Raw genomic sequence first — 22233 nt, forward strand, 5'->3', positions numbered from 1 at the left:
GGCCGACAGCAACGGTGCGCCCCGCGCGCATGTCTCAGGCCGCGTGCCCGCCGTCCACGGAGAACTCGGCGCCGGTGATGTACTCCGCCTCGCCGCCCGCCAGATACGCGACCATCGACGCGATCTCCTCCGGCCGCCCGAAGCGACCGAGCGCCGTGTCCGCCTTCTGCGGGTCCGCGTACGGGCCGTCCGCCGGGTTCATGTCGGTGTCGACCGGACCCGGGTGGACGATGTTCGCCGTGATGCCCCGCCCGCCCAGCTCCCTCGCCAGTGCTTTGGTGAGGCCGATCAGCGCGGACTTGCTCATCGCGTACAGGGTGCCCCCGGGGCCCGGCACCCGCTGGGTCATGCAGGTGCCGATCGTGACGATCCGCGAGCCGCTCCCCATCCGTGCGGCGGCCGCACGGGACGTGAGGTAGACGCCCCGTACGTTCACCGCCAGCACCTGGTCCACATCGGCCGGCGTGATGCTCTCCAGCGGCCCGAGCAGGCCCACACCCACGTTGTTGACGAGGATGTCGAGCCCGCCCAGGGCTTCCACGGTGCGGTCGACGGCGTTCGCCGCCTCCGTGGCGTCGGCCGAGTCGGCCCGCAGGGCCACCCCGCGCCGGCCCACCTCTTCGATCCGCCGCACGACCTCTTCCGCGGCCTCTTTCCCCGCCACATAGGTGATCGCGACATCCGCCCCGCCGCGGGCCAGCCGCAGTGCGGTCGCCGCGCCGATCCCGCGGCTTCCGCCGGTCACCAGAGCCACCTTGCCGTTCATCCGAGCCTCCAACATCCGCTAAGTGGTTGCGGCTTCAATCACATCGCTTCCGGTGGCCCCGTGCTGGCGGTGATCGGACATCGCGCTCGGCGCGCCGATGAGTTCGGGGGCCCGGCGCGGTCAGAGCTGTGAGACTCATCAAAACCCGCTGAAAAGCGATGAAAGGCGAAGGAACCATGGCACAGCTCTCCCTCACCCAGTTCCTCACCCTCGACGGCGTCTACCAGGCCCCCGGCGGGCCCGAGGAGGACACCACCGGCGGATTCGAGCACGGCGGCTGGTCCGTGCCGTACGGGGACGAGGACTTCGGACAGTTCATCAACGAGGTCTTCGGGCGGGTCGGCGCCTTTCTGCTCGGCCGCCGCACCTACGACATCTTCGCGAGCTACTGGCCCAAGCAGACCGACCCCGCCGACCCGGTCGCCGGCAAACTCAACGCCCTGCCCAAGTACGTCGTCTCGACGACTCTCGAGTCGGCCGACTGGGAGAACACCACCGTCATCCGCGGCGACATCGTCAAGGAGGTGACCGCCCTCAAGGAACGCACCGACGGGGAACTCCAGATGCACGGCAGCGGCAAGCTCGCCCAGACCCTGATGGCGCACGACCTCGTCGACAAGCTCTACCTGGTCGTCTTCCCGGTCGTGCTCGGCACGGGCATGCGCCTGTTCCCGGAGGGTGCGAGGCCCACGGCGTTCAGGCACCTCGAGGCGCGGACCACGGGCAGCGGTGCGGCGATCCACACGTACGAGCTCGCCGGCCGCCCCGAGTACGGCAGCTATGCGGAGGAGCTGTAGCAGCCCCTGCGCGGGTCCCGGTACGGTGATCGCTCCCGTGTGCGAGCCGCTGACGTCTCCACCCCGTCGTGTCCGCTGGAGACCAGGTGTCGTCGATCGCCGTACCCGCACTCGCCCCCCGCCGGGCCTGGCTCACCGACCTGCCGGTGCTGGTCGTCGCCGTCGTCTGGGGTGCCAGCTATCTCGCGGCGAAGGGCATCACGACCACGCACACCGTCGTGGCCGTCCTCGTCCTGCGGTTCGCGCTCGTCCTGCCGGCGCTCGCCGTGGCGGGACGGCGCAGGCTGAGGTCGCTGACCGCCGCGCAGTGGCGGGGGGCCGGGCTGCTCGGACTGGTCCTGAGCGCCGTCTTCCTGCTCGAGACCTACGGCGTGGTCCACACCTCGGCCACCAACGCCGGCCTCATCATCAGCCTCACCATGATCTTCACGCCGCTCGCCGAGGCGGCGGTCACCCGGCGCCGGCCCCCGTCGTCCTTCCTCGCCGCGGCCGCCGTATCGGTCGCCGGCGTGGTGCTGCTGACCCAGGGGGCGGGCTTCACCACCCCCTCCACCGGCGACCTGCTGATGCTGCTGGCCGCCGTGGCCCGCACCGTCCATGTGCTCGCCATGGCCAGGATCAAGGCGGTCCGCGGCGCGGACTCCCTCTCCCTGACGACGGTGCAACTCGGGGCGGCGGTCGCCGTGTTCACCGTGCTGGCCGTTCTGCCGGGCGGCGGGGCGTCACCGTGGGCGGTGGCCGTCGGCTTCGGGCCACGTGAATGGGCCGGGCTGGTGTTCCTGTCCGTCTTCTGCACGCTGTTCGCGTTCTTCGTGCAGATGTGGGCCGTACGCCGCAGCTCGCCGTCCCGCGTCAGTCTGCTCCTCGGTACCGAGCCGCTGTGGGCCGCCGCCGCGGGCATCGCGATCGGCGGCGAACACATCGGCGCGGTCGGCCTGGTGGGCGCGGCTCTGGTGCTCGCGGGGACGACCTGGGGGCGCCGCGCAGCCGACAGGGCCGACTGCTAGTTTCGACGCCCATGCGATCGCTTCAGTACGACATGGCCTTCCGCGCCCGCGCCAAGCGGACGCAGACCTGGGGCTTCGCCCTGTTGTCCGTGGCGGCGCTGCTGTGGGTGTGGTTCGGCGTGCTGCTGCTCCTGCCGTACACCCTCGACAGCACGTACGGCGAGGGCAAGGAGTGCGAGTCCCGCCTGCTGACGGAGTGGGGCACGGCCAACGAGGGCGGCGAGGACGCGACATGCGAGTCCGAGCGCGACTGGCCCGAACTCCTCGGCATCCTCGGCCTGTCCGTGCCGGTCGCGGTCGTCGGCACCGCGCTCTACACCAGCGGGAGCGTCGGCAACCGCCTGAGCGAGCACGCGGCGGAGCTCGCCCGGCTCATGGACGCGGAGCGGCCGGCGAAGGACAAGGCCTGACGGCGGCGGTCGGCGCGGCCCGCGATGTGCCGGCTCGACGGCGGCAACGCCGGTGCGGTGCGGTGCGGCGGTCCGCGGTCCCGCGCGAGCGGTGCGGTGCGTGAGCGCGGTCAGGCGCGGCGGTGTGCGGTCCGGTCCCGCGCCGGGCGCGGTCCCGCCCGGAAGCGGCGCGCTGCGCCGGCGCGGTCGGGTGCGGGGCGCGACCAGGGCGCCGGCACCTGACCCTCAGCGGAACCGGTCCGACGCCACCATCATCACCCCGCCGAGCACCGCCAGCACGATGCTCGCGTAGAGCTCATGGCCGTCGAGGAAGCTCAGGCGCCGCACGACTCCCCAGAGCTTGAACCAGCCTGTGAGTTCGTGGGCCACACCCGCCGCGCCCCACACGAACAGCAGGAACCCGCCGACCTCGAGAATCTTCTTCATGCCCGCAGCCTCGCGCGGTGCTGCGTCCGCGCGCGTCCGGCTTCGGCACCGAGAACGGCCGACGAAAGTATCCGGTCCCGCGACTTTGGTCGCTTCCGGCGCCCGGAAGGGCACATCCGGGCCACGGGCCTCGTAGCTTTGTCGACATGATCCGCGCCGAATACCCATGGCTGCTGCCCTCGGCCATGGCCGACCCACCCGACCCCGACCTGCCCGGCAACCAGGGCAGGGCGAGGCCCCGGCGCACCGTACGCGACTGGGTCGTCGACACCTTCGTCTTCCTGGCCGCCGCCCTGATCGGCGTGCTGGCCGCCTACGCCAGTGCCCAGGCGGGGAATTCCGAAGCCGTGATCGTCGCCGATCAGTTGCTGGGCGCCGCCGCCTGCTGCGCCCTGTGGGTCCGCCGGCGGGCGCCCGTATCACTCGCCGCGTCCATGGTCGCCGTCTCCGCGGTCGCCCCGGCGGCCGGAGGCGCGCTGATGCTCAGCCTGTTCAGCCTCGCCGTGCACCGCCCGTTCCGGCCCGTCGCCGTCATCGGAGTGCTGGCGATGGTGTCCGGCGCGGTCCAGGCCCTCCTGCGGCCGGACCCGAGCGTCTCCTTCCTCGCCTCCACGGTCGCCGGGGTCGTACTGGTGCTCCTGATGGTCGGCTGGGGCATGCTGGTGCGCGCCCGCCGCCAGTTGGTCATCGCCCTGCGTGAACGTGCCCGGCGGGCCGAGGCGGAGGCCGCCCTGCGCGCGGCGCAGGCGCAGCGGCTCGCCCGCGAGGCCATCGCCCGCGAGATGCACGACGTGCTCGCGCACCGGCTCACACTGCTGAGCGTGCACGCCGGAGCGCTCGAGTTCCGGCCCGACGCGCCGCCCGCGGAGGTCGGCAGGGCCGCCGGTGTGATCCGCGACAGCGCACACGAGGCGCTCCAGGACCTGCGTCAGATCATCGGCGTGCTGCGTGCCCCCGGTGACAGCGACGGCCCTGACCGGCCCCAGCCCACGCTCGGGACCCTCGGCGCACTGGTCGGCGAGTCGCGGGAGGCCGGTATGAGGGTCACGCTCGACAACGCCGTCGCCGACCCGGACGCCGTGCCCGCCGCCACCGGCCGTACCGCGTACCGCATCGCCCAGGAAGGACTGACCAACGCCCGCAAGCACGCCCCGGGCACCGACGTCACCCTCTCCCTGAGCGGGGGCCCGGGGGAGGGGATCGCCGTGCAGGTCGACAACGAGGCCCCGGCCGGCGAGGTCCCGAAGGTCCCCGGATCCGGCCAGGGTCTGATCGGCCTGACCGAACGGGCCACCCTCGCGGGCGGACGGCTGGAGCACGGTGTGCGGGGCGACGGCGGATTCCGGGTACGGGCCTGGCTACCGTGGTCCGTATGACTATCCGGCTGATCGTCGTGGACGACGACCCGCTCGTACGGGCAGGCCTCGCCCTCATGCTGGGCGGGGCCGGCGACATCGAGATCGTGGGGGAGGGGGCCAACGGCTCCGAGGTGGCGGAACTCGTCGACCGGCACGGGCCGGACGTGGTCCTGATGGACATCCGCATGCCGGTCATGGACGGCCTCGCGGCCACCGAGGGGCTGCGCCGCCGGCCGGACGCGCCGGAGGTCGTGGTGCTGACCACCTTCCACGCCGACGAACAGGTGCTGCGGGCCATGCGTGCGGGCGCGGCGGGGTTCGTGCTGAAGGACACGCCGCCCGCGGAGATCGTCGCCGCGGTGCGCAGGGTCGCCGCCGGCGATCCGGTGCTGTCCCCGGCGGTCACCCGGCAGCTGATGACCCATGTGGCGGGCAGCGTCGCCGACACCCGCAGGGCCGCGGCCCTGCGCCGTCTCGAACTGCTCGCCGACCGCGAGCGGGAGGTGGCGCTCGCCGTCGGCCGCGGCGGTTCCAACGCGGAGATCGCGGCGGCGCTGTACATGAGCGTCGCCACCGTCAAGACGCACGTGTCCCGCATCCTGGCCAAACTGGACCTCAACAACCGTGTCCAGATCGCGCTGTTGGCGCACGACGCGGGCCTGCTCGACGACGAGGAACGCACGTAGGGTGAGCCGGTGACCATCGTTGATCTGGACCAGTACGGGCCCGACTTCACCGCGAACCCGTATCCGTACTACGCGCGACTGCGGGAATCGGGCCCCGTGCACCGCGTGCGCGGGGCCGACGGCGGGGAGTTCTGGCTGATCGTCGGCCACGAGGAGGGACGGGCGGCACTCTCCGATGCGCGGCTGTCGAAATCGCCGGCCACCATAGGCGTGACCATGCTCGACGAGCAGGTCATCGGCCCCAACCTCCTCGTGCTCGACCCGCCCGACCACACCCGGCTGCGCAAGCTGGTCAGCCGTGAGTTCACCCCGCGTCGCGCGGAGGCGCTGCGGCCCCGCGTCCAGCGGATCACGGACGATCTCCTGGACGAGATGCTGCCGGCCGGCCGTGCCGACCTCGTCGACGCGCTGGCCTTCCCGCTGCCGATCGTCGTGATCTGCGAACTCCTGGGCATCCCCGCCGCCGACCGCGACGCCTTCCGCAAGTGGTCGAACGAGGTGGTCGCCCCGACCTCCCAGGAAGCGGGGGAGGACGCCGTCCGGCAGCTCGCGGTCTACCTCGACGAACTCATCGAGGACAAGCGCTGCGCCGCCCCGACGGACGATCTGCTCTCCGCCCTCGTCCGCACCCTCCCCGGTTCCGCCGAAGCGGACGGTCCCGCCGCCGAGGACGACCGGCTCTCCACGGCCGAACTGCGCGCCCTCGCCTACCTCCTGCTCGTCGCCGGCCACGAGACGACCGTCAACCTGATCTCCAACGGTGTGCGCGCCCTGCTCACCCACCCCGACCAACTCGCCGCCCTGCGCGCCGACTTCTCCCTCCTCGACGGCGCCGTCGAGGAGATGCTGCGCTACGACGGACCCGTGGAGACGGCGACCGTCCGCTTCAGCACCGCGCCCGTACCGGTCGGCGACCAGGTCGTTCCGCAGGGCGCGATGGTGCTGATCGGCCTGGCGGCCGCCGACCGCGACCCGGCCCGGTACGCCGACCCCGACCGCTTCGACATCCGCCGGGACACCCGGGGCCATCTCGCCTTCGGGCACGGCATCCACTTCTGCCTCGGCGCGCCACTGGCCCGTCTGGAGGCACGGATCGCCGTCCGCTCCCTCCTGGAACGCTGCCCCGACCTCGCCCTGGACTCCCCGGCGGACACGTACGAATGGCTGCCGGGCCTCCTGATGCGTGGTGTCCGCCGGCTGCCGGTGCGCTGGTAGGGCGGCCGTGGCCGAGCGGGCACGTTATGTGGTGGTCAGGGACGGGGCCTGGCAGCAGTTCTACTTCCGCTGGGGCGGGCGGCGCCTGGCCGTCGACGCGGCGGAAGGGCCCGAGGAGTTCGGCCGTTTCATCGCCGGTCTGGAGCCCGTGGGGCCCCGCGGCTGGATGGACGACATCTCGTGCGAGGCCGCGGCGGTCGTCGACCACGACCGCCGTGTCCTGCTGCTGTTCACCTGGCACCTGGAGACGTACGAGGAGCGACGGACCCTGTTCGCCGTCCTCGCGAGGACCTGGCCGGGCTGGGAGGTCCGCTGGGCGTACGACGGGCTGGAGGACGTCGTCGCCCACGTGGGCCTGGAGCGGGAGTCCGTGCGCTCGGAACTCGGCACCCGGCCAGGCGGCCCGCTGTTCGCCGCCTCCCCCGACGAGCCGGACTTCACGATCGCCGTCACGGTGACCTACCGGGACGGTCCGCAGGCGCACGCGGTCTTCGGCGAGAACGTGTCCGACGTGCTGGCACACGGCCCCGACGTCGTCCGCCACCTGCTGCCGGTCACCCGGGTGTCCAGGCTGCCCCGCATCCCTTACGGAGGGGTGCACATCGACGTACCCGCCCGTCGCGTCGCCGCCTGGACCCGTGGGAACTTCCACGGCGGGGCGGCGGCCGCCCGCCGGCTGCCCGGCTGGCCCGGCTGGGAGTGGACCTGCTGGTACGACGCCCACGAGCGGCAGCAGGCGGCGAGCGCCGGGGCGCTCGCCTTCGCCGCGCCGGACCCGTCCGCCGGAGTCCGGGCCTGGATCGAACAGCTCGACGAACTGCGGCCGGCCGACGGCACGGAGAGCGAGGCGCGAGCCGCGCTCCGTGCCGTGCTCGACGCCCTCGACCCGACTTCCATGGAGTGCGCACATGACCGGACTTGATCTCGACACCGCGCGCAAGGTGCTCGACAGCCAGCCGTTCAGCAGACTGCTCGGCGCGCGGATCACCGCCTTCGGCGACGGTGAGGCCGTGCTCGAGGTGGACGTCCGTGAGGACCTGCGCCAGCAGAACGGATATCTGCACGGCGGAGTCCTCGCGTACGCCGCCGACAACTCGATCACCTTCGCCGCCGGGACCACCCTCGGGCCGGCCGTGCTGACCGGCGGCTTCTCCGTGCAGTACATGCGGCCCGCCACCGGACGAACGCTGGTCGCCCGTGCCGCCGTCGTGCACACCGGACGACGGCAGGCCGTCGTCCGCTGCGATCTGCTCACCGTCGGTGCCGACGGGGACGAGACCCTCTGCGCCGTCGCACAGGGCACCGTCCTGTCCGCGGGGACATCGTGACGTCCGCGGGCCGGTGACCGGCCCGCCGTGTCAGGCCGCCGGGATCTCCTCCAGCCGGACAGGACGGTGCTCCCGGCGGGACAGTTCGCAGGCCTCCGCGATCCGCAGCGCCGTCAGTGCCTCCCGGCCGTCACACGGATTCTCCGCCTCGCCCGCCACCAGACGCACGAACGCGTCCAGCTCCGCCTCGTACGCCGGGGCGAAACGTTCGAGGAAGCCCGGCCACGGCTTGTCGACGGGCGGCAGGCCGTGCGGCTCCGTGGAGCTGATCGGCGTACGGTCGTCGAGGCCGACGGCGACCTGGTCGAGCTCGCCGGCCAGCTCCATCCGCACGTCGTAGCCGGCGCCGTTGCAGCGGGTGGCGGTCGCCGTGGCCAGCGTCCCGTCGTCGAGCGTGAGCAGCGCCGCCGCCGTGTCGATGTCGCCCACCTCCTTGAACATCGGATGGCCGGCGTCCGAGCCGGTCGCGTACACCTCGGTGACCTCACGGCCGGTCACCCACCGCAGGATGTCGAAGTCATGGACCAGGCAGTCCCGGTACAGGCCGCCCGACAGCGGCAGGTAGGCCGCGGGCGGCGGCGCGGGGTCGGAGGTGATGGCCCGTACGGTGTGCAGCCGGCCGAGGCGGCCGGAGCGCACCAACTCGCGCGCCGCCGTGTAGCCGGCGTCGAAGCGCCGCATGAAGCCCAGCTGGAGTTCGGTTCCCGCCTCCTCGACCGCCCGCAGCGCCCCCAGGGTGCCCGGCAGGTCCAGGGCGATCGGCTTCTCGCAGAACGCCGGGATGCCGGCGCGCGCGGCACGGGCGATCAGTTCGGCGTGCGCGGCGGTCGCGGAGGCGATCACCACCGCGTCCACGCCCCATGTGAAGACCTCGTTGCTGCTGGGCGCGGCGGTGGCGCCGCAGCGGTCCGCCACCTCCGCCGCCCGGACGGCGTCGGTGTCCGCCACGACCAGGGAACCCACCTCGCGGTGGCGGCTGAGCACCCCCGCGTGAAAGCTGCCGATACGTCCCGTCCCGATGAGTCCGATGCGCATGGCCCAAAGGTGGAGGTGGGGCCACCGCGCTGTCAAGACTTTGTCCTGACAATCGAACCTCACGACTTCCCGTCAACATGGCGTGCGACTACGCTCCCTCACGTGCCCAAGCAGCCCAGACACGAGACGGGACCGTCGCTGTCGCTCCAGCTGAGCGTGGACCGGACCAGCCCGGTCCCGCTCTATTTCCAGCTTTCGCAGCAGCTGGAATCAGCCATCGAGAGGGGGGCGCTCACCCCCGGCAGTCTGCTCGGCAACGAGATAGAGCTCGCGGCCCGGCTCGGGCTGTCCCGGCCCACCGTCCGCCAGGCCATCCAGTCCCTGGTGGACAAGGGGCTGCTGGTGCGCCGCCGAGGCGTGGGCACCCAGGTCGTGCACAGCCAGGTCAGGCGGCCGCTGGAGCTCAGCAGCCTCTACGACGACCTGGAGGCGGCCGGCCAGCGGCCCGCGACGGTCGTGCTCACCAACGAGATCGAGCCCGCGAGCGCCGAGGTCGGGGCCGCCCTCGGCGTCCCCGAGGGCAGCGACGTGCGGCTGATCGAGCGGCTGCGCTACGCCCACGGCGAGCCGATGGCCCGGCTCCGCAACCATCTGCCGGCCGGCCTGATCGAGTGCGACACCGAACGGCTGGAGTCCACCGGCCTCTACCGGATGATGCGGGCCGCGGGCATCACCCTGCACAGCGCCCGCCAGTCGGTCGGCGCCCGCACGGCGACGGAGCAGGAGGCCGAACTGCTCGGCGAGCCGGCCGGAGCACCGCTGCTGACGATGGAACGCGCCACCTTCGACGACACGGGCCGGCCGGTCGAGTTCGGCTCCCACGTCTACCGCGCCTCGCGCTACGCCTTCGAGTTCCAGCTCCTGGTACGGCCGTAGATCACCGCGTCTCCGGCCGCGGGCGGGAGCCCTCGCGTAAGAATGTTCGGACAAAGTCTTGACGGGGTCGCGGAGCAGCCGTAGAAACTCACCCAGCCGCAACCGGGCGGCCGGGAGAGAAGGCGGACCCACCATGCGTAGCCCCCGCACGGCAGCAGCCCTGCTCGCCGCATGTGCCCTGGTCGTCGTCGCCGGATGCAGCAGTTCCGGTGGCAAGGACGCCGACGAGAAGCCGTCGGGGGACGGCGCGGGCGGCGAGGCCGCGAAGACCCCCCGGATGAAGATCGCCATGGTGACGCACTCAGGTCAGGGCGACACCTTCTGGGACATCGTCCAGAGCGGGGCCAAGGTCGCCGCCCGCAAGGACAACGTCGACTTCCTCTACGCGGCGAACCCGGAGGGCAAGGAGCAGGCCCAGCTGGTCCAGACGTACATCGACCAGAAGGTCGACGGGATCATCGTCACCCTCGCCAAGCCGGAAGCGATGAGCGACGTGGTGAAGAAGGCCGTGGCGGCGGGCATCCCCGTCGTCACGATCAACTCCGGAGCGGAGTTCTCCGACGGCCTCGGCGCGCTCAGCCACATCGGCCAGGACGAGTCGGTGGCCGGCGAGGCCGTCGGCGAGGAGCTCAACGCCCAGGGGAAGAAGAAGGCGCTCTGCGTCATCCACGAGCAGGGCAACGTCTCCCTCGAGGCCCGCTGCGCCGGCGTGAAGAAGACCTTTGACGGCACGGTCGAGAACCTCAACGTCGAGGGCACCAACATGCCCGCCACCACCTCCTCCGTCGAGGCGAAACTCCAGAGCGCCGAGGACATCGACGCCGTCGTCACCCTCGGGGCGCCCTTCGCCGCCGCGTCGGTGAAGGCCAAGCAGGGCGCCGGGTCGGCGGCGGAGATCAGCACCTTCGACCTCAACGCGGAGGTCGTCGCCCGTCTCAAGGCCAAGGAGATCGCCTTCGCGGTCGACCAGCAGCCCTACCTCCAGGGCTATCTCGCGGTCGACGAACTGTGGCTCAACAAGGTCAACGGCAACGTGATCGGCGGCGGCAAGCCGATCCTCACCGGCCCCGCCCTGGTCACCGAGAAGGATGTCCCCGCGCTTGAGAAGCTCACGGCCGACGGCACGCGGTGAACGCGCCCGAAGCGGCCCCCGCAGCCGCCTGCCCGCCCCCGCTGCCGACCCCGCCACCAGCGATGACCGATACTTGGGCGGCCGGCCGGGTCCGTCCCGGGGCCGGCCGCAGCAGGCAGGACAGCGAGTACGGCAAGAAGGGCACCACGTCGTGGCAAGGGCAAGGACAGGGGTACGCGCGCTCGGCGCGGTGCTGGCGGCGGTACTCGGCATGTCCCTCGCGGGATGCAGCAGCACCGGCGGCAAGCGGGCGGAGGACGCCCGCAAGGCCCAGGCCGCGGCCGGGAAGGCCGCGGTGAACACGCCGCGCTGGACCTTCGCCATGGTCACCCACTCGGGCGACGGCGACACGTTCTGGGACATCGTCCAGAGCGGCGCCGAGCAGGCCGCCGCCAAGGACAACATCAACTTCCTCTACGCCCACAGCGACGAGGGACAGCAGCAGGCGCAGCTCGTCGACTCCTACATCTCCAAGAAGGTCGACGCGCTGATCGTCACGCTCGCCAAGCCCGACGCGATGAAGGCCGTCGTCGCCAAGGCCCGCAAGGCCGGCATCCCCGTGATCACGGTGAACTCCGGATCCGAGCAGTCCAAGGCGTACGGCGCCCTCACCCACATCGGCCAGGACGAGACGATCGCCGGCGAGGCCGTCGGCGACGAGCTCGACGCGCGCGGCAAGAAGAAGGCCCTGTGCGTCCTGCACGAGCAGGGCAACGTGGGCCACGAGCAGCGCTGCGCGGGCGCGAAGAAGACCTTCGGCGGCGACATGCAGAACCTGTACGTCGACGGGACCAACATGCCCGACGTCCAGGCCTCCATCGAGGCGAAGCTCCAGGCCGACCGGTCCATCGACTCCGTCGTCACTCTCGGCGCGCCGTTCGCGGACGCCGCCGTCCAGGCCAGGAGGACCGCGGGGTCCAAGGCCGAGATCGACACCTTCGACCTCAACCCCAAGGTGGCGAAGGCACTCCAGGAGGGCACGCTCGGCTTCGCGGTCGACCAGCAGCCCTATCTCCAGGGCTACCAGGCAGTGGACCTGCTGTGGCTCTACAAGTACAACGCCGACGTCCTCGGCGGAGGGCGGCCCGTCCTGACCGGACCCCAGATCATCACCGAGAAGGACGCCGCCGAGCTCGAGGAATTCACGGAGCGGGGGACCCGATGAGCACGAGCGCACCACCGGCCACACCCGACAAGGCGCCGGACAGGACGGACGAGCGGCTGCTGCGCACGTCACCGCTGCGGAAGCTGATGGGCCGCCCCGAGCTGGGCTCGGTCGTCGGCGCCGTCGCCGTCTTCGTCTTCTTCTCCGTCGTCGCGGACGCCTTCCTGCGGACGTCCAGCCTCGCCACCGTCCTGTACGCGGCCTCGACCCTCGGCATCATGGCCGTGCCGGTCGCGCTGCTGATGATCGGCGGGGAGTTCGACCTCTCCGCGGGTGTCATGGTGACCAGCTCCGCGCTGATCTCCTCGATGTTCAGCTACCAGATGACGGCCAACGTCTGGGTCGGAGCCCTTGTCTCCCTGCTGGTCACCCTCGGGCTGGGCGCCTTCAACGGCCTGATGCTCACCCGTACGAAACTGCCCAGCTTCATCATCACGCTCGGCACGTTCCTGATGCTGACGGGCCTCAACCTCGGCCTCACCAAACTCATCAGCGGCACGGTCTCGACCAAGTCCATCGGCGACATGGAGGGCTTCCCATCCGCCAAGAGCGTCTTCGGCGAGTTCACCGTGGGCGGCACGACGATCAAGGCGACCATCGTGTGGTGGGTCGTGCTGATCGCGCTGGCCACCTGGATCCTGCTCCGCACCCGCTTCGGCAACTGGATCTTCGCGGTCGGCGGCGGCGCCGACGCGGCCCGCGCCGTGGGCGTCCCGGTCAAGCGGACCAAGATCCTCCTGTACATGGGTGTGGCCTTCGCCGCCTGGGTCTCCGGCCAGCACCTGCTGTTCTCGTTCGACGTCGTGCAGTCCGGGGAGGGCGTCGGCAACGAGCTGACGTACATCATCGCCGCGGTCATCGGCGGCTGTCTGATCACCGGCGGCTACGGCTCGGCGATCGGCTCGGCCGTCGGCGCGCTGATCTTCGGCATGACCAGCAAGGGCATCGTCTACGCGGAGTGGAACCCGGACTGGTTCAAGTTCTTCCTCGGAGCGATGCTCCTCCTGGCCACCCTGCTCAACGCATGGGTACGCAAGCGTGCGGAGGCGACCACCTAAATGAGTGCCCTTGTCGAGCTCGACGACGTCAGCAAGTACTACGGCAACATCCGGGCCCTCGAAGGCGTGTCCCTCGAGTGCCACGCCGGTGAGATCACCTGTGTCCTCGGTGACAACGGCGCCGGCAAGTCGACCCTGATCAAGATCATCGCGGGACTGCACCGGCACGACGCCGGCACCCTGCGCATCGAGGGCGAGGAGACCTCCCTCACCGGCCCGCGCGAGGCGCTGGACCGGGGGATCGCCACCGTCTACCAGGATCTGGCGGTCGTCCCGCTGATGCCGGTCTGGCGCAACTTCTTCCTCGGCTCTGAGCCGACCCGCGGCAAGGGCCCCTTCAAGCGCCTCGACGTGGAGACGATGCGGCGGACCACCCGGGCCGAGCTGCTGCGGATGGGTATCGACCTCCGCGACGTCGACCAGCCCATCGGGACGCTGTCCGGCGGTGAGCGGCAGTGCGTGGCCATCGCCCGCGCCGTCTACTTCGGCGCCAAGGTGCTGGTGCTGGACGAGCCGACGGCCGCACTGGGTGTGAAGCAGTCCGGCGTGGTGCTGAAGTATGTGGCCGCGGCCCGCGACGCGGGTCTGGGCGTGGTGCTCATCACCCACAACCCGCACCACGCCTATCTGGTCGGCGACCGTTTCGTGCTCCTCAAGCGCGGTGTGATGTCCGGAAGCCACACCAAGCAGAGCGTCACACTCGACGAGCTCACCCGGCAGATGGCGGGCGGAAGCGAGCTGGAGGACCTCCGCCACGAGCTGGAGCGCGCCCCGGCGCCCACCCATCTCGGCGGCCACGCCGCCGGTACCGGAGAGCCCGCCGGCGAGGCGCGCCGGAAGGACTGAGCCCGCGGGCCTACTAGCATCGGGAGGGCGGGCGCCGCCCGACCCGGGACTCCGACCGGCCACCACGACCCCGCAGGGACGACTTGAGTACGTACCGCGACTTCACGAACCGAGGCACCGCCCGCGCCACCGTCCTCAAGACGGTCGGCACGCGCGAGCGGCGCTCGCACCTCACCGCGCCCCGCGTACCCACGGTCGGCATCGACATCGGCGGCACCAAGGTGATGGCGGGCGTCGTCGACGCCGACGGACTCATCCTCGAGAAGATCCGCACCGAGACCCCCGACAAGTCCAAGAGCCCCAAGGTCGTCGAGGACACCATCTGCGAGCTGGTGCTCGACCTCTCCGACCGGCACGACGTGCACGCCGTGGGCATCGGTGCGGCCGGCTGGGTCGACGCGGACCGCTCCAAGGTGCTCTTCGCACCCCACCTCGCCTGGCGGAACGAGCCCCTGCGCGACGCCCTCTCCGCGCGTCTCGCCGTCCCCGTACTGGTCGACAACGACGCCAACACCGCCGCCTGGGCGGAGTGGCGCTTCGGCGCCGGACGTGGCGAGGACCACATCGTCATGATCACGCTCGGTACCGGCATCGGGGGCGCGATCCTCGAGGACGGCCAGGTCAAGCGGGGCAAGTTCGGTGTCGCCGGCGAGTTCGGCCATATGCAGGTCGTGCCCGGCGGCCACCGCTGCCCGTGCGGCAACCGCGGCTGCTGGGAGCAGTACAGCTCCGGCAACGCCCTGGTCCGTGAGGCCCGCGAGCTCGCCGCCGCCGACTCGCCGGTCGCCTACAGCATCATCGACCGGGTCGGCGGCAACATCGGCGACATCACCGGGCCGCTCATCACCGAGCTGGCCCGCGAGGGCGACGCGATGTGCGTCGAGCTGTTCCAGGACATCGGGCAGTGGCTCGGTGTCGGCATCGCCAACCTCGCCGCCGCCCTCGACCCGTCGTGCTTCGTCATCGGCGGCGGCGTCAGCGCCGCCGACGATCTGCTGATCGGCCCCGCCAGAGAAGCGTTCCGCCGTCATCTCACGGGCCGCGGCTACCGCCCGGAGGCCCGGATCGCCAAGGCCCAGCTCGGCCCCGAAGCGGGTATGGTCGGCGCGGCCGACCTCGCGCGGCTGGTGGCCCGACGCTTCCGCCGGGCCAACCGCCGCCGTGTGGAACGCCACGAGCGCTACGAGCGCTACGCCCAGGCCCTGCGCAACCCGAGTTCTGTACGCCCCACCCAGGAACCGCCGTCATGACAACGCTGACCACCCGCCAGCCCACGCCGCAGCCCACTCCGCCGACCCCCGAGGGCCGGCGCCACATGATCGTGCGCCGCTGGATCACCGCGATCGTCATCGTGCTGCTCATCGGCATCCCCGCCGGCTACCTGGTGATCTCCGCCGGGCAGAGCCGCGCCAGTGGCCGTGACAAGGAGGCGGAGTCCGCCGCCCAGGGCCTGCGCGACTTCTGGCCTTCCATCATGAAGCGCCGCATCTTCGAGGTGCCGGTCCCCGAAGGCGCCAAGCGCGTCTCCTACTTCGAGACCAGCAACTGGAAGACCAGCCGGCTGTACGTCCAGTTCCGCACCTCGGCCAAGGGCCTCGACAGCTTCCTGAAGGGAGCGGGGACGAGCCGCGCGGCACTCGAGAACGGCAAGGTCACCATCAGCGAGCGGGACTCCGCCGTGGTCGGCTGGAACTTCAAGCTGAAGGGCCGTGCCTGGGCCGGCACCGTCCACAACCAGAAGGACCCGCGGCCGAGCAAGGACATCGTGGTCGACCTGACGGAGCCAGACCGCCCCTGGGTGTACGTGGTCTCCACGGCCAACCCGTAGGAGCCCGCTCAGCCGTCCGACAGCCGGTGCCTGGCCCACCCGTGGCTCCTCATGAGGGCCACGGTTCCGTGGGGCGGGCGGTCGCCCACTCGTCGCGGGCCGGCGGGCCGGTCGGGCAGGCTCAGCTGTCCCCCTTCTTCTCGTGGGCCTTCTCGACCCAGGTCCCCGCCGTGATCCCGGCCTCGTCGAGGTGCCAGGCGGCCTGCAGGCAATGGAGCGCCGGAATGCCGAGCCGCCCGAACAGATCGCGTGCCGGAACGAGTTCGGCGAGCCGAGGGGTGAGCCGGCGCACATCGAACGGCGCATCGGCGTGCTCTCCGGTCCGGAGCTGCGCGATGACGTCGAGGGAGTCGTCTTCCTTCTCTCTCGCCTTCCAGAAGTCCCGAACTCCCTCGAGTTCCCACTTCGGGGGAAGCAGAGTGCCCAGACTCAATGCGAGAGCACGATCGGAGACGGTCGTGAATATGGCGTTGGTGCACACTTCCGCGGCCTCACCCAGCGGTACGTCCGGCACACCCCTGGCGGAAGCGGCTTCCTCCTGCTTCTCCCTCATCTCTTCGGTCTGCTCGCGGAAGACCTCTTCAGCCTTCGCCCGATCCTCCGGAGGTCCACCGGCATCACCCATCTGTGGCAGCAACGAGGCGGCCCGAGCTGTGGTCCTCGCGAGGTCGAGCCGTTGCGCCGCGGGGATGCTCGGATCGCTCGCCATTTCTGTCGCTCCGGCCAGCTCCGCCTTCGGTCCCTGCGGCCCCGTCGGCTGTTCCGGGACGGAGCTCTCTGACCCACCGGCTCCTTCCGGAGCCAGTGAGGCGGTCAGCGGGTTCAGGATCAGGAGCAGCTCGGTCCGGAGTTCGGGGGGCGTCCCGGGTTCACTGATCACGTCCAGAGCCGAAGTCGCCCGCTCCACCGCCGAGATGGTGCCTGCCCGCCGCTCGGGCGGCACCCGCGGATCGTGGCTGCCCGTCACCGCGGAGGCCACCTGCCGCACGATCGGGGTCAGCTGCTCCCTCAGTTCAGAGGGTGTCTCACGGTTGCTGATCACTGCCAGCGCGGAGGTGACATGCTGTGCGATATCGGTGACCTCTTCACGCTCCTGCGGTGCCGTCATCGGATCCTGGACCGTCTTGAGCGTGGCAGTCAGCTGCTGCACGGCCGGCGCGAGTTCCGCAGGGGCGCTCTTTCCTGCCTCCTTCAGGTTCGCCGTTGCCGTTTCGATCTCTTTGTTCTGCTGCGCCAGTTGTCCGGAGACCGATGGGTCCGATTCTCCGGTCCCCGGCGACCCGTCAGGAGCTGGTGTCTTCCCCGGTGTGGTGGTCTCGCCCGGCGTGGTCGTGTCCCCCGGAGGGGGAGGTTCGTCCGGCGGCGGGGGAGGAGGCGTATCGGGCGGAGGGGGAGGTTCGTCCGGGGGCGGCGGAGGAGGCGTATCCGGCGTCGGGGGAGGTTCGTCCGGCGGCGGGGGAGGAGGCGTTGTTTGCATGGGTGCCGCCGTGCTTCCGCCGCCGGTGTGAGGCGCTGCCGCCGCAGTCGCCACTCCGGCAGGCAGTGCGAGCGAGGCGGCCAAGGCGCATGCTCCGGCCACGCGGTAGAGGTTGCGCCGGGCGACTATGGCCATGATGTGTTCCAGATGCGCTGCTCGGTTGTATCGGCTTTGAGCGATCTGATTTCCACTCTTTACCCGGACGGCGCATCCCGCAACGCGGCCCGCTGGTTGCCCGTGACTGTTTGAACCGGGAAATGTGTGAGGGGTGAAAGGTGTCGCGATCAATCGGGTCCGGCGACCGCGCGGTCGTGCTTATCGTGACTGGTCAGTTGCTGTTCGTCCCCAGGAGCCGTGCGAAGGGAATTGTGGCCATGGCATTGGTGAGAGCAACGCCATACCTTTCTCTTTCTCGCTCGTCCTCTTCTGCCGCCCCCCTCCTGAAATCAATGACTTCTCGAGGCTTGTGTGACAAGATATAGAATTCGTTTTCAGCGCCGGATCCGGTCCACCCGTAGTAGGAAACCACGTATCGAGGCCGGCGGGTCACATTGATCATGTTGTTGTTGTGGAGGACCCTGCCGCGGTTGATGATGTGGTCATCGCATTCAATGGGAGGGCAGTAGAACTGCGTGTCTGTATGCCAGGAATGATGCGGGATCGCGAATGCGTCATCGATCCTCCCGCGGTCCTTCCGCATGACGGTCATGGTCAGGTCGGCCTCGATCATGTCGTACGTGGCGGACCTGGGCAGTTGGACGACTCGTTCTCTGACGTACTGTTCACCGGGCTCGAGCCAGTTGCTGGGCCCGTAGAAGCGTGCGGCACTGATCGTCTCCCGGGTGGGGGACTTCACGTAGCGCCCTACTCTTGATCCCTCCGTATCGGCGTCCATCATCCTTCTCCACTCCCGGAGCCCGCTGCCGTCACTGGCGTACTTCACGGAGACCCCGTAGATCCCGTAATTGTCGCTCGTGATGTAAGCCGGAACCTTTCCGGAATTACGCGCCCGGAAGGTGACGGGGAGATGGATGATCTGCCGCTTCGCATCCGGTTGCGGCGTCCCGAATTTCACTTCGAGATCGAACAGCACCGGAGCCGAGGTCGGTTGATAGAGCGCAGAATATGCCAGGTTGAAGGTGGCCAGAAGCGTCGTTGCTGTCACACCGGCCGCAAATTGTTTGGGATAGGGAATGCCTGTCCATGCCCTCTCCCTGAGAAGCAACTGGAGTGCCCAGATGGACCAGCCCGTGAGCGGAAGGTACGTCAGCATATAGGGCGTGTATTCTCTTTCCTCGAGCCACATGAATGACAGCAGGCCGTTGGTGACCAGCGCGATGAACGCGCCGAGCAGGATCACTGCTCCGGAAAATCTCAGTCGGCGCTTTCCCCAGTAATCGAGCACCGCCAGTGCCGCCACGCCCTGCACCGCCCCCGCGAAGGCGAAGAGGAACCCGGTGACACGCCCCGCGAAAGTCAGGGCCCCGATGGCGTCGGGCATCCCCACGACGACGAGCAGGACCATGGAGCCCAGCAGACCCGCCATCATGAGCGCGATGGTCGCGCGCCTCCGCCCGGTGGGGGCCGGCCATGTCCCGCTGTCGCCGCCGAGCCAGACTATGAGTGACCGGTCCTCGACATCCACGTCCTCCGGATGACCGAGGCGACGGAGAAGCTTTCTCAACCCCCGCAGTGACCAGGCGCTGCCCACCGTCTCGCCGCCCATGGTGACCTCGCGCAGGCCGCGGCCGTCCGGTGGCTGCACCACCACCTTGGGTTTGTTCATGGGGCCACGATCAGATTCGCCCCCGGTGCGTGCAAACCAGGTTGACCCGTCCAGCGCAGCACGGAGCCGCGGCCGGACCCGCGAGCACGGTGCCGCGGGCCGGCCTCAGTAGCGGGGCTTGGCGACTAGGCCGTAGGACCATTCACGCCCCTTCGACATCTCGAAGTGCAGGTGCGGCCCGGTGGAGTTTCCTGTGTTTCCCACCTTTCCGATCTGCTGGCCCGCGGCGACCTTCTGGCCGGCCTTCACCTGCCGCTGTGAGAGGTGGCAGTAGGTGTAGATGTGACCGTTGTCCCCACGCAGTCCGATCCACTGGCCGTATGCGCCGCCCGCGCTGTTGGACCAGGCGATGGTGCCGCTGCGTACGGCGACCACCGGGGTGCCCGACCGGGCGGCGAAGTCCTGGCCGGTGTGCCGGCCGATGCCGTCCGGCTTCCATTTGTACGGGCCGGGCGAGAAGAATTCGAAGGTGACCCTGTGGCCGGGCACAGGGGACTTCACGCGTCCCTTGCTCGGGGCGCCCGCGCCACCGGCGGCGGGTCGTGCGCCTTTGCAGTCGACGGTGAAGCGGGCGTGACGGCCCAGTGTGGTGAGCGACTTGCAGCCGGGCACACCGTCGGCGTCGGCTCCCTTGAAGCCCTGGGCGATCTGTTCGGCTCGGTAGGCGGCCTTGGTCTGTTCGCCGAAGAGCCCGGTGGCTCCGTCAGGGATCTTGCGGCCCCGTGCGATCAGGGCCTTCTGCACCGTACGGACGTCCGCGTTCTTCTTGCCGAACTGGACGTTGGAGAGTGCGACCATGGCGGTCTCCTTAGTATCCGCGGGCAGGCCGGTTCGGGTCCGCCTGCTGTACACGGGCGGCGAAGTTCGAGCCCGACTGGTTCACGTGATAGCGGTCGCGCACGTAGTTGATCGTCGCGCACATGTCCGCGACCACGTCGTAGGGCGTGGTCGCCGTGCCCGCCTGGTGGTACGTGGCGAATGTCGCGGGGACGCACTGCGTGGCGCCGCGGGAGCAGTTCTGCGGGTGGCCGTCCGGCGCGAGTCGGCCGCGCGCGTTGGCGTCCACCAGGTTCACCCTGAACCTCGGGTGGTTGTGGATGGACTCGCGCCGGGTGATGGTGGTCAGCGCCGGGACGCCGAACTGCGTTTCCATGCCCGTCAGTTCGCACGCCTTCTTGGCGTAGCGCCGCATGGCAGCCTCCCCGGCGTCGTCGTCAGGGTCGTCGTAGGTCACCTGGCTGAGGCTGATCCTGCCGTTGCCGGCGGCGGGCCGGGCGCCTTCGCAGTCGACGGTGAAGCCGACGTGACGGCCCAGTGCGGTGAGGGACGTGCACCCGGGTATGCCGTCGGCGTCCGCTCCCTCGAAGCCCTGGGCGATCTGTTCGGCTCGGTAGGCGGCCTTGGTCTGTTCGCCGAAGAGCCCGGTGGCTCCGTCCGGGATCCTGTGACCCCTGGCGATCAGGGCCTTCTGCACGATCCGCACGTCCTCGTTCTTCAGGCCGAAGCGCACGCTGGACAGGGCGACCATGACGCCTCCCCTCCTCTCATGGTTCCGGGGGCCGCACGGTGAGCCGGTGCGGACGTGTCGTGGAGGACGGGCCGTCGGGACACGGTCCGCCGCCGGCTCAGCATTCACCGATGTCTGTTCGCGACGCGCCACGACATGGTGGCCTCCCAGTCGATCTCGGCTCGGCGCCCGGTCGTCCGCCACGTACGGAAGGACGACCGATGCCGGCGCGCCTTCGCGACCAAGGCTACGGACGTGCCGTCAGCTCAGCGTCAACCGCCGTCGTCCGGCCGGGAGACCACGGGCCGGCGAGTACCGTACGCGACACCCGTCCCCGCAGTCCTACGAAGGCCAGCAGGCGCTGGGCGTTCCGGCACAGTTCCACGGGCTCGGCCCCGAATTCCAGTCGGAACTGGCCGAGCAGCCACAACCGAGGGGGAGGGGATGCCAGTTTGATCGCCTCGCTCAACAGTTCCTCGTGACCGCCACCCTGCTCCCAAGGAAGCCTGTCATCTTCAGTTTCCGGCCGCCGGGCGAGCGGTGCAAGTAGCGAAGCCCTACCCGTCCGGTTCCGCTGCACCTATCTATTGGCCGGTCCTTGGGCTCGTGCGCGTTTTTCCTCCTTTTCCTTTTCGGCATCCCCGACATTACTGCCGGGTGCCTTGACGTTGTCGATCAGATGCTGGCCCTGCCGGTCGACTGCGCGCGTGACGGACTCTTGCAGGACTCCGAAGGCGAAGGCCCACGCACATACCTGGGTCGACGTATCGAGGTTGGTCAGGCCGGGAAGGAACTCGCCACTCATCAGGAGTATCCCCGCCACCGCCGTCAGCGCCCCGACGGGGAGCCGGAGGATTATCAGCCCTGTCGCCACGTGGTACGGCCCAGAAGTGCCTCTGACTCCCTTCAGGGACACGGCCCCCGCTACGGCTGCCGCGAACAGTCCGATGAATTCGAGAAAGAAGATGCTTGCTGCCTTCGGTGTCTCTCCCAAGGGACAGACCTTGGTCGCGCCTCCCCCGCCCGGCGTCCCCTCCGTGTTCGTGAAGCACACTCGCTCGGCAACGTCCGGGGCGAAGATGCCCCATATGCCCAGGGCCACGGCTATCAGCCAGAGAGCTCCAGCGGCCATGACGACTATCTGGGTGAAGCTCCGGACTCGTGCTCTTTCTGCTTCTTCCGCCTGGTAGGCGGCGTGCAGCGTGAGGGCCGCCAATTCCCTGTCGTTCGAACCCAGTGATTTTGGCGCCCGGCTGAGGCCGAATATTTTTCGTTCAGGGCTGTGCAACGCGGCGCTGAGCTGCTGCAGAAGTACGTCGTCATGCATGAGGTGCAGCTTGGCGTGCGAGAGGGCATACAGGCCTTTGTCGTGCAGCTCGGCTTCCGGGGCAATCCTGAGCAGAGCCACTTCTGCTTCGTGCACATTCGCGAGAGCCCTGTCCGCCGATGCGCCCAGAAGACGCTGCCACCAGGAGCAGTCCCGCAATGTATTCCGAGCGGCATCAAGGTGGGCATTCGCTGTTGCCACGG

Annotated in this window: 23 protein-coding genes and 1 pseudogene; 15 read left to right on the plus strand and 9 right to left on the minus strand. The window is 70.0% G+C overall.

The window, feature by feature from the left end; translation table 11 throughout:
* Positions 1-34: 34 nt before the first annotated feature.
* Complete coding sequence (locus ACWGH4_RS06375) at positions 35-766, minus strand: 3-oxoacyl-ACP reductase family protein (protein WP_453456342.1); 732 nt, start codon at positions 764-766, stop codon at positions 35-37.
* 176 nt (positions 767-942) lie between these two features.
* On the opposite strand from ACWGH4_RS06375, the gene ACWGH4_RS06380 reads away from it, so the two are divergent.
* From ACWGH4_RS06380 to ACWGH4_RS06390, 3 genes are all read left to right on the plus strand, one after another.
* Complete coding sequence (locus tag ACWGH4_RS06380; RefSeq protein WP_441261538.1) at positions 943-1563, plus strand: dihydrofolate reductase family protein; 621 nt, start codon at positions 943-945, stop codon at positions 1561-1563.
* 86 nt (positions 1564-1649) lie between these two features.
* Positions 1650-2570: a DMT family transporter gene (locus ACWGH4_RS06385; protein WP_453456410.1), complete on the plus strand. Its 921-nt coding sequence runs from the start codon at positions 1650-1652 to the stop codon at positions 2568-2570.
* 11 nt (positions 2571-2581) lie between these two features.
* A complete protein-coding gene (locus ACWGH4_RS06390; protein WP_453456346.1) occupies positions 2582-2980 on the plus strand; it encodes a hypothetical protein in 399 nt (132 codons plus the stop codon).
* Between the two features lie 225 nt (positions 2981-3205).
* Here ACWGH4_RS06390 and ACWGH4_RS06395 read toward each other — a convergent pair whose 3' ends face one another.
* A complete protein-coding gene (locus ACWGH4_RS06395; protein WP_307709177.1) occupies positions 3206-3406 on the minus strand; it encodes a hypothetical protein in 201 nt (66 codons plus the stop codon).
* A 146-nt stretch (positions 3407-3552) separates the two neighbouring features.
* Between ACWGH4_RS06395 and ACWGH4_RS06400 the strand changes: the two genes are divergently transcribed.
* Genes ACWGH4_RS06400 through ACWGH4_RS06420 form a run of 5 tightly spaced genes read left to right on the plus strand, consistent with a single transcriptional unit; the run spans position 3553 to position 7993 of the window.
* A complete protein-coding gene (locus ACWGH4_RS06400; protein ID WP_453456350.1) occupies positions 3553-4782 on the plus strand; it encodes a sensor histidine kinase in 1230 nt (409 codons plus the stop codon).
* Positions 4779-5450, plus strand: coding sequence for a response regulator transcription factor (locus tag ACWGH4_RS06405; RefSeq protein ID WP_453456353.1), 672 nt, complete (start codon positions 4779-4781; stop codon positions 5448-5450). Before ACWGH4_RS06400 ends, ACWGH4_RS06405 begins: the two co-directional genes overlap by 4 nt.
* Before the next feature lie 9 nt (positions 5451-5459).
* The gene (locus ACWGH4_RS06410; RefSeq protein ID WP_453456356.1) at positions 5460-6665 is read left to right on the plus strand and encodes a cytochrome P450 family protein; all 1206 of its coding nucleotides are present in this window, start codon (positions 5460-5462) and stop codon (positions 6663-6665) included.
* 7 nt (positions 6666-6672) lie between these two features.
* Complete coding sequence (locus tag ACWGH4_RS06415; protein ID WP_453456359.1) at positions 6673-7587, plus strand: hypothetical protein; 915 nt, start codon at positions 6673-6675, stop codon at positions 7585-7587.
* A complete protein-coding gene (locus ACWGH4_RS06420; RefSeq protein WP_453456362.1) occupies positions 7574-7993 on the plus strand; it encodes a PaaI family thioesterase in 420 nt (139 codons plus the stop codon). Before ACWGH4_RS06415 ends, ACWGH4_RS06420 begins: the two co-directional genes overlap by 14 nt.
* Positions 7994-8023: 30 nt before the next feature.
* Here ACWGH4_RS06420 and ACWGH4_RS06425 read toward each other — a convergent pair whose 3' ends face one another.
* A complete protein-coding gene (locus tag ACWGH4_RS06425; protein WP_453456365.1) occupies positions 8024-9028 on the minus strand; it encodes a Gfo/Idh/MocA family protein in 1005 nt (334 codons plus the stop codon).
* Between the two features lie 156 nt (positions 9029-9184).
* Here ACWGH4_RS06425 and ACWGH4_RS06430 point away from each other — a divergent pair, with 156 nt between their 5' ends.
* The 7 genes from ACWGH4_RS06430 (at position 9185) to ACWGH4_RS06460 (ending at position 15933) form a co-directional block, all read left to right on the plus strand.
* Positions 9185-9904 carry a GntR family transcriptional regulator gene (locus ACWGH4_RS06430; protein ID WP_453456413.1) on the plus strand — a complete coding sequence of 240 codons (720 nt, stop codon included), beginning with the start codon at positions 9185-9187 and terminating at the stop codon, positions 9902-9904.
* A gap of 133 nt (positions 9905-10037) precedes the next feature.
* Complete coding sequence (locus ACWGH4_RS06435) at positions 10038-11036, plus strand: sugar ABC transporter substrate-binding protein (protein ID WP_307709184.1); 999 nt, start codon at positions 10038-10040, stop codon at positions 11034-11036.
* A gap of 151 nt (positions 11037-11187) precedes the next feature.
* Positions 11188-12201, plus strand: a complete 1014-nt coding sequence (locus ACWGH4_RS06440) for a sugar ABC transporter substrate-binding protein (RefSeq protein WP_441261546.1) — start codon at positions 11188-11190, stop codon at positions 12199-12201.
* Positions 12198-13259: an ABC transporter permease subunit gene (locus ACWGH4_RS06445; protein WP_441261547.1), complete on the plus strand. Its 1062-nt coding sequence runs from the start codon at positions 12198-12200 to the stop codon at positions 13257-13259. Before ACWGH4_RS06440 ends, ACWGH4_RS06445 begins: the two co-directional genes overlap by 4 nt.
* A complete protein-coding gene (locus ACWGH4_RS06450) occupies positions 13260-14105 on the plus strand; it encodes an ATP-binding cassette domain-containing protein (RefSeq protein WP_441261548.1) in 846 nt (281 codons plus the stop codon).
* An 83-nt stretch (positions 14106-14188) separates the two neighbouring features.
* On the plus strand, positions 14189-15355 hold the full coding sequence (locus tag ACWGH4_RS06455) for an ROK family glucokinase (RefSeq protein WP_441261549.1): 1167 nt from the start codon (positions 14189-14191) through the stop codon (positions 15353-15355).
* A complete protein-coding gene (locus ACWGH4_RS06460) occupies positions 15352-15933 on the plus strand; it encodes a hypothetical protein (protein WP_453456373.1) in 582 nt (193 codons plus the stop codon). The genes ACWGH4_RS06455 and ACWGH4_RS06460 overlap by 4 nt, the downstream gene beginning before the upstream one ends.
* 121 nt (positions 15934-16054) lie before the next feature.
* Here ACWGH4_RS06460 and ACWGH4_RS06465 read toward each other — a convergent pair whose 3' ends face one another.
* The 6 genes and pseudogenes from ACWGH4_RS06465 to ACWGH4_RS06490 form a co-directional block, all read right to left on the minus strand.
* A complete protein-coding gene (locus tag ACWGH4_RS06465; protein ID WP_453456376.1) occupies positions 16055-17083 on the minus strand; it encodes a hypothetical protein in 1029 nt (342 codons plus the stop codon).
* A 655-nt stretch (positions 17084-17738) separates the two neighbouring features.
* Positions 17739-19196: a hypothetical protein gene (locus ACWGH4_RS06470; protein ID WP_453456379.1), complete on the minus strand. Its 1458-nt coding sequence runs from the start codon at positions 19194-19196 to the stop codon at positions 17739-17741.
* A gap of 105 nt (positions 19197-19301) precedes the next feature.
* A complete protein-coding gene (locus tag ACWGH4_RS06475; RefSeq protein WP_453456382.1) occupies positions 19302-19994 on the minus strand; it encodes a peptidoglycan DD-metalloendopeptidase family protein in 693 nt (230 codons plus the stop codon).
* A 10-nt stretch (positions 19995-20004) separates the two neighbouring features.
* Positions 20005-20724 (minus strand): peptidoglycan-binding protein, encoded by a 720-nt coding sequence (locus ACWGH4_RS06480; RefSeq protein ID WP_453456385.1) that lies wholly within the window; start codon positions 20722-20724, stop codon positions 20005-20007.
* A 271-nt stretch (positions 20725-20995) separates the two neighbouring features.
* A pseudogene (locus ACWGH4_RS06485) lies at positions 20996-21127 on the minus strand (SARP family transcriptional regulator); the annotation flags it as partial.
* Between the two features lie 156 nt (positions 21128-21283).
* Positions 21284-22231 (minus strand): hypothetical protein, encoded by a 948-nt coding sequence (locus ACWGH4_RS06490; RefSeq protein ID WP_453456388.1) that lies wholly within the window; start codon positions 22229-22231, stop codon positions 21284-21286.
* Positions 22232-22233 lie beyond the last annotated feature (2 nt).

This window comes from Streptomyces sp. NPDC054847 (genome assembly GCF_053610925.1).

Excerpts from the sequence above, each read along its gene's own strand:
- ACWGH4_RS06480 (WP_453456385.1), bottom strand. The coding sequence starts at position 20,724 with ATGGTCGCCCTGTCCAGCGTGCGCTTCGGCCTGAAGAACGAGGACGTG.
- ACWGH4_RS06380 (WP_441261538.1), top strand. The coding sequence starts at position 943 with ATGGCACAGCTCTCCCTCACCCAGTTCCTCACCCTCGACGGCGTCTAC.
- ACWGH4_RS06390 (WP_453456346.1), top strand. The coding sequence starts at position 2,582 with ATGCGATCGCTTCAGTACGACATGGCCTTCCGCGCCCGCGCCAAGCGG.
- ACWGH4_RS06405 (WP_453456353.1), top strand. The coding sequence starts at position 4,779 with ATGACTATCCGGCTGATCGTCGTGGACGACGACCCGCTCGTACGGGCA.
- ACWGH4_RS06470 (WP_453456379.1), bottom strand. The coding sequence starts at position 19,196 with ATGAACAAACCCAAGGTGGTGGTGCAGCCACCGGACGGCCGCGGCCTG.
- ACWGH4_RS06375 (WP_453456342.1), bottom strand. The coding sequence starts at position 766 with ATGAACGGCAAGGTGGCTCTGGTGACCGGCGGAAGCCGCGGGATCGGC.
- ACWGH4_RS06435 (WP_307709184.1), top strand. The coding sequence starts at position 10,038 with ATGCGTAGCCCCCGCACGGCAGCAGCCCTGCTCGCCGCATGTGCCCTG.
- ACWGH4_RS06445 (WP_441261547.1), top strand. The coding sequence starts at position 12,198 with ATGAGCACGAGCGCACCACCGGCCACACCCGACAAGGCGCCGGACAGG.
- ACWGH4_RS06420 (WP_453456362.1), top strand. The coding sequence starts at position 7,574 with ATGACCGGACTTGATCTCGACACCGCGCGCAAGGTGCTCGACAGCCAG.
- ACWGH4_RS06475 (WP_453456382.1), bottom strand. The coding sequence starts at position 19,994 with ATGGTCGCACTCTCCAACGTCCAGTTCGGCAAGAAGAACGCGGACGTC.
- ACWGH4_RS06450 (WP_441261548.1), top strand. The coding sequence starts at position 13,260 with ATGAGTGCCCTTGTCGAGCTCGACGACGTCAGCAAGTACTACGGCAAC.
- ACWGH4_RS06460 (WP_453456373.1), top strand. The coding sequence starts at position 15,352 with ATGACAACGCTGACCACCCGCCAGCCCACGCCGCAGCCCACTCCGCCG.
- ACWGH4_RS06425 (WP_453456365.1), bottom strand. The coding sequence starts at position 9,028 with ATGCGCATCGGACTCATCGGGACGGGACGTATCGGCAGCTTTCACGCG.
- ACWGH4_RS06395 (WP_307709177.1), bottom strand. The coding sequence starts at position 3,406 with ATGAAGAAGATTCTCGAGGTCGGCGGGTTCCTGCTGTTCGTGTGGGGC.
- ACWGH4_RS06400 (WP_453456350.1), top strand. The coding sequence starts at position 3,553 with ATGATCCGCGCCGAATACCCATGGCTGCTGCCCTCGGCCATGGCCGAC.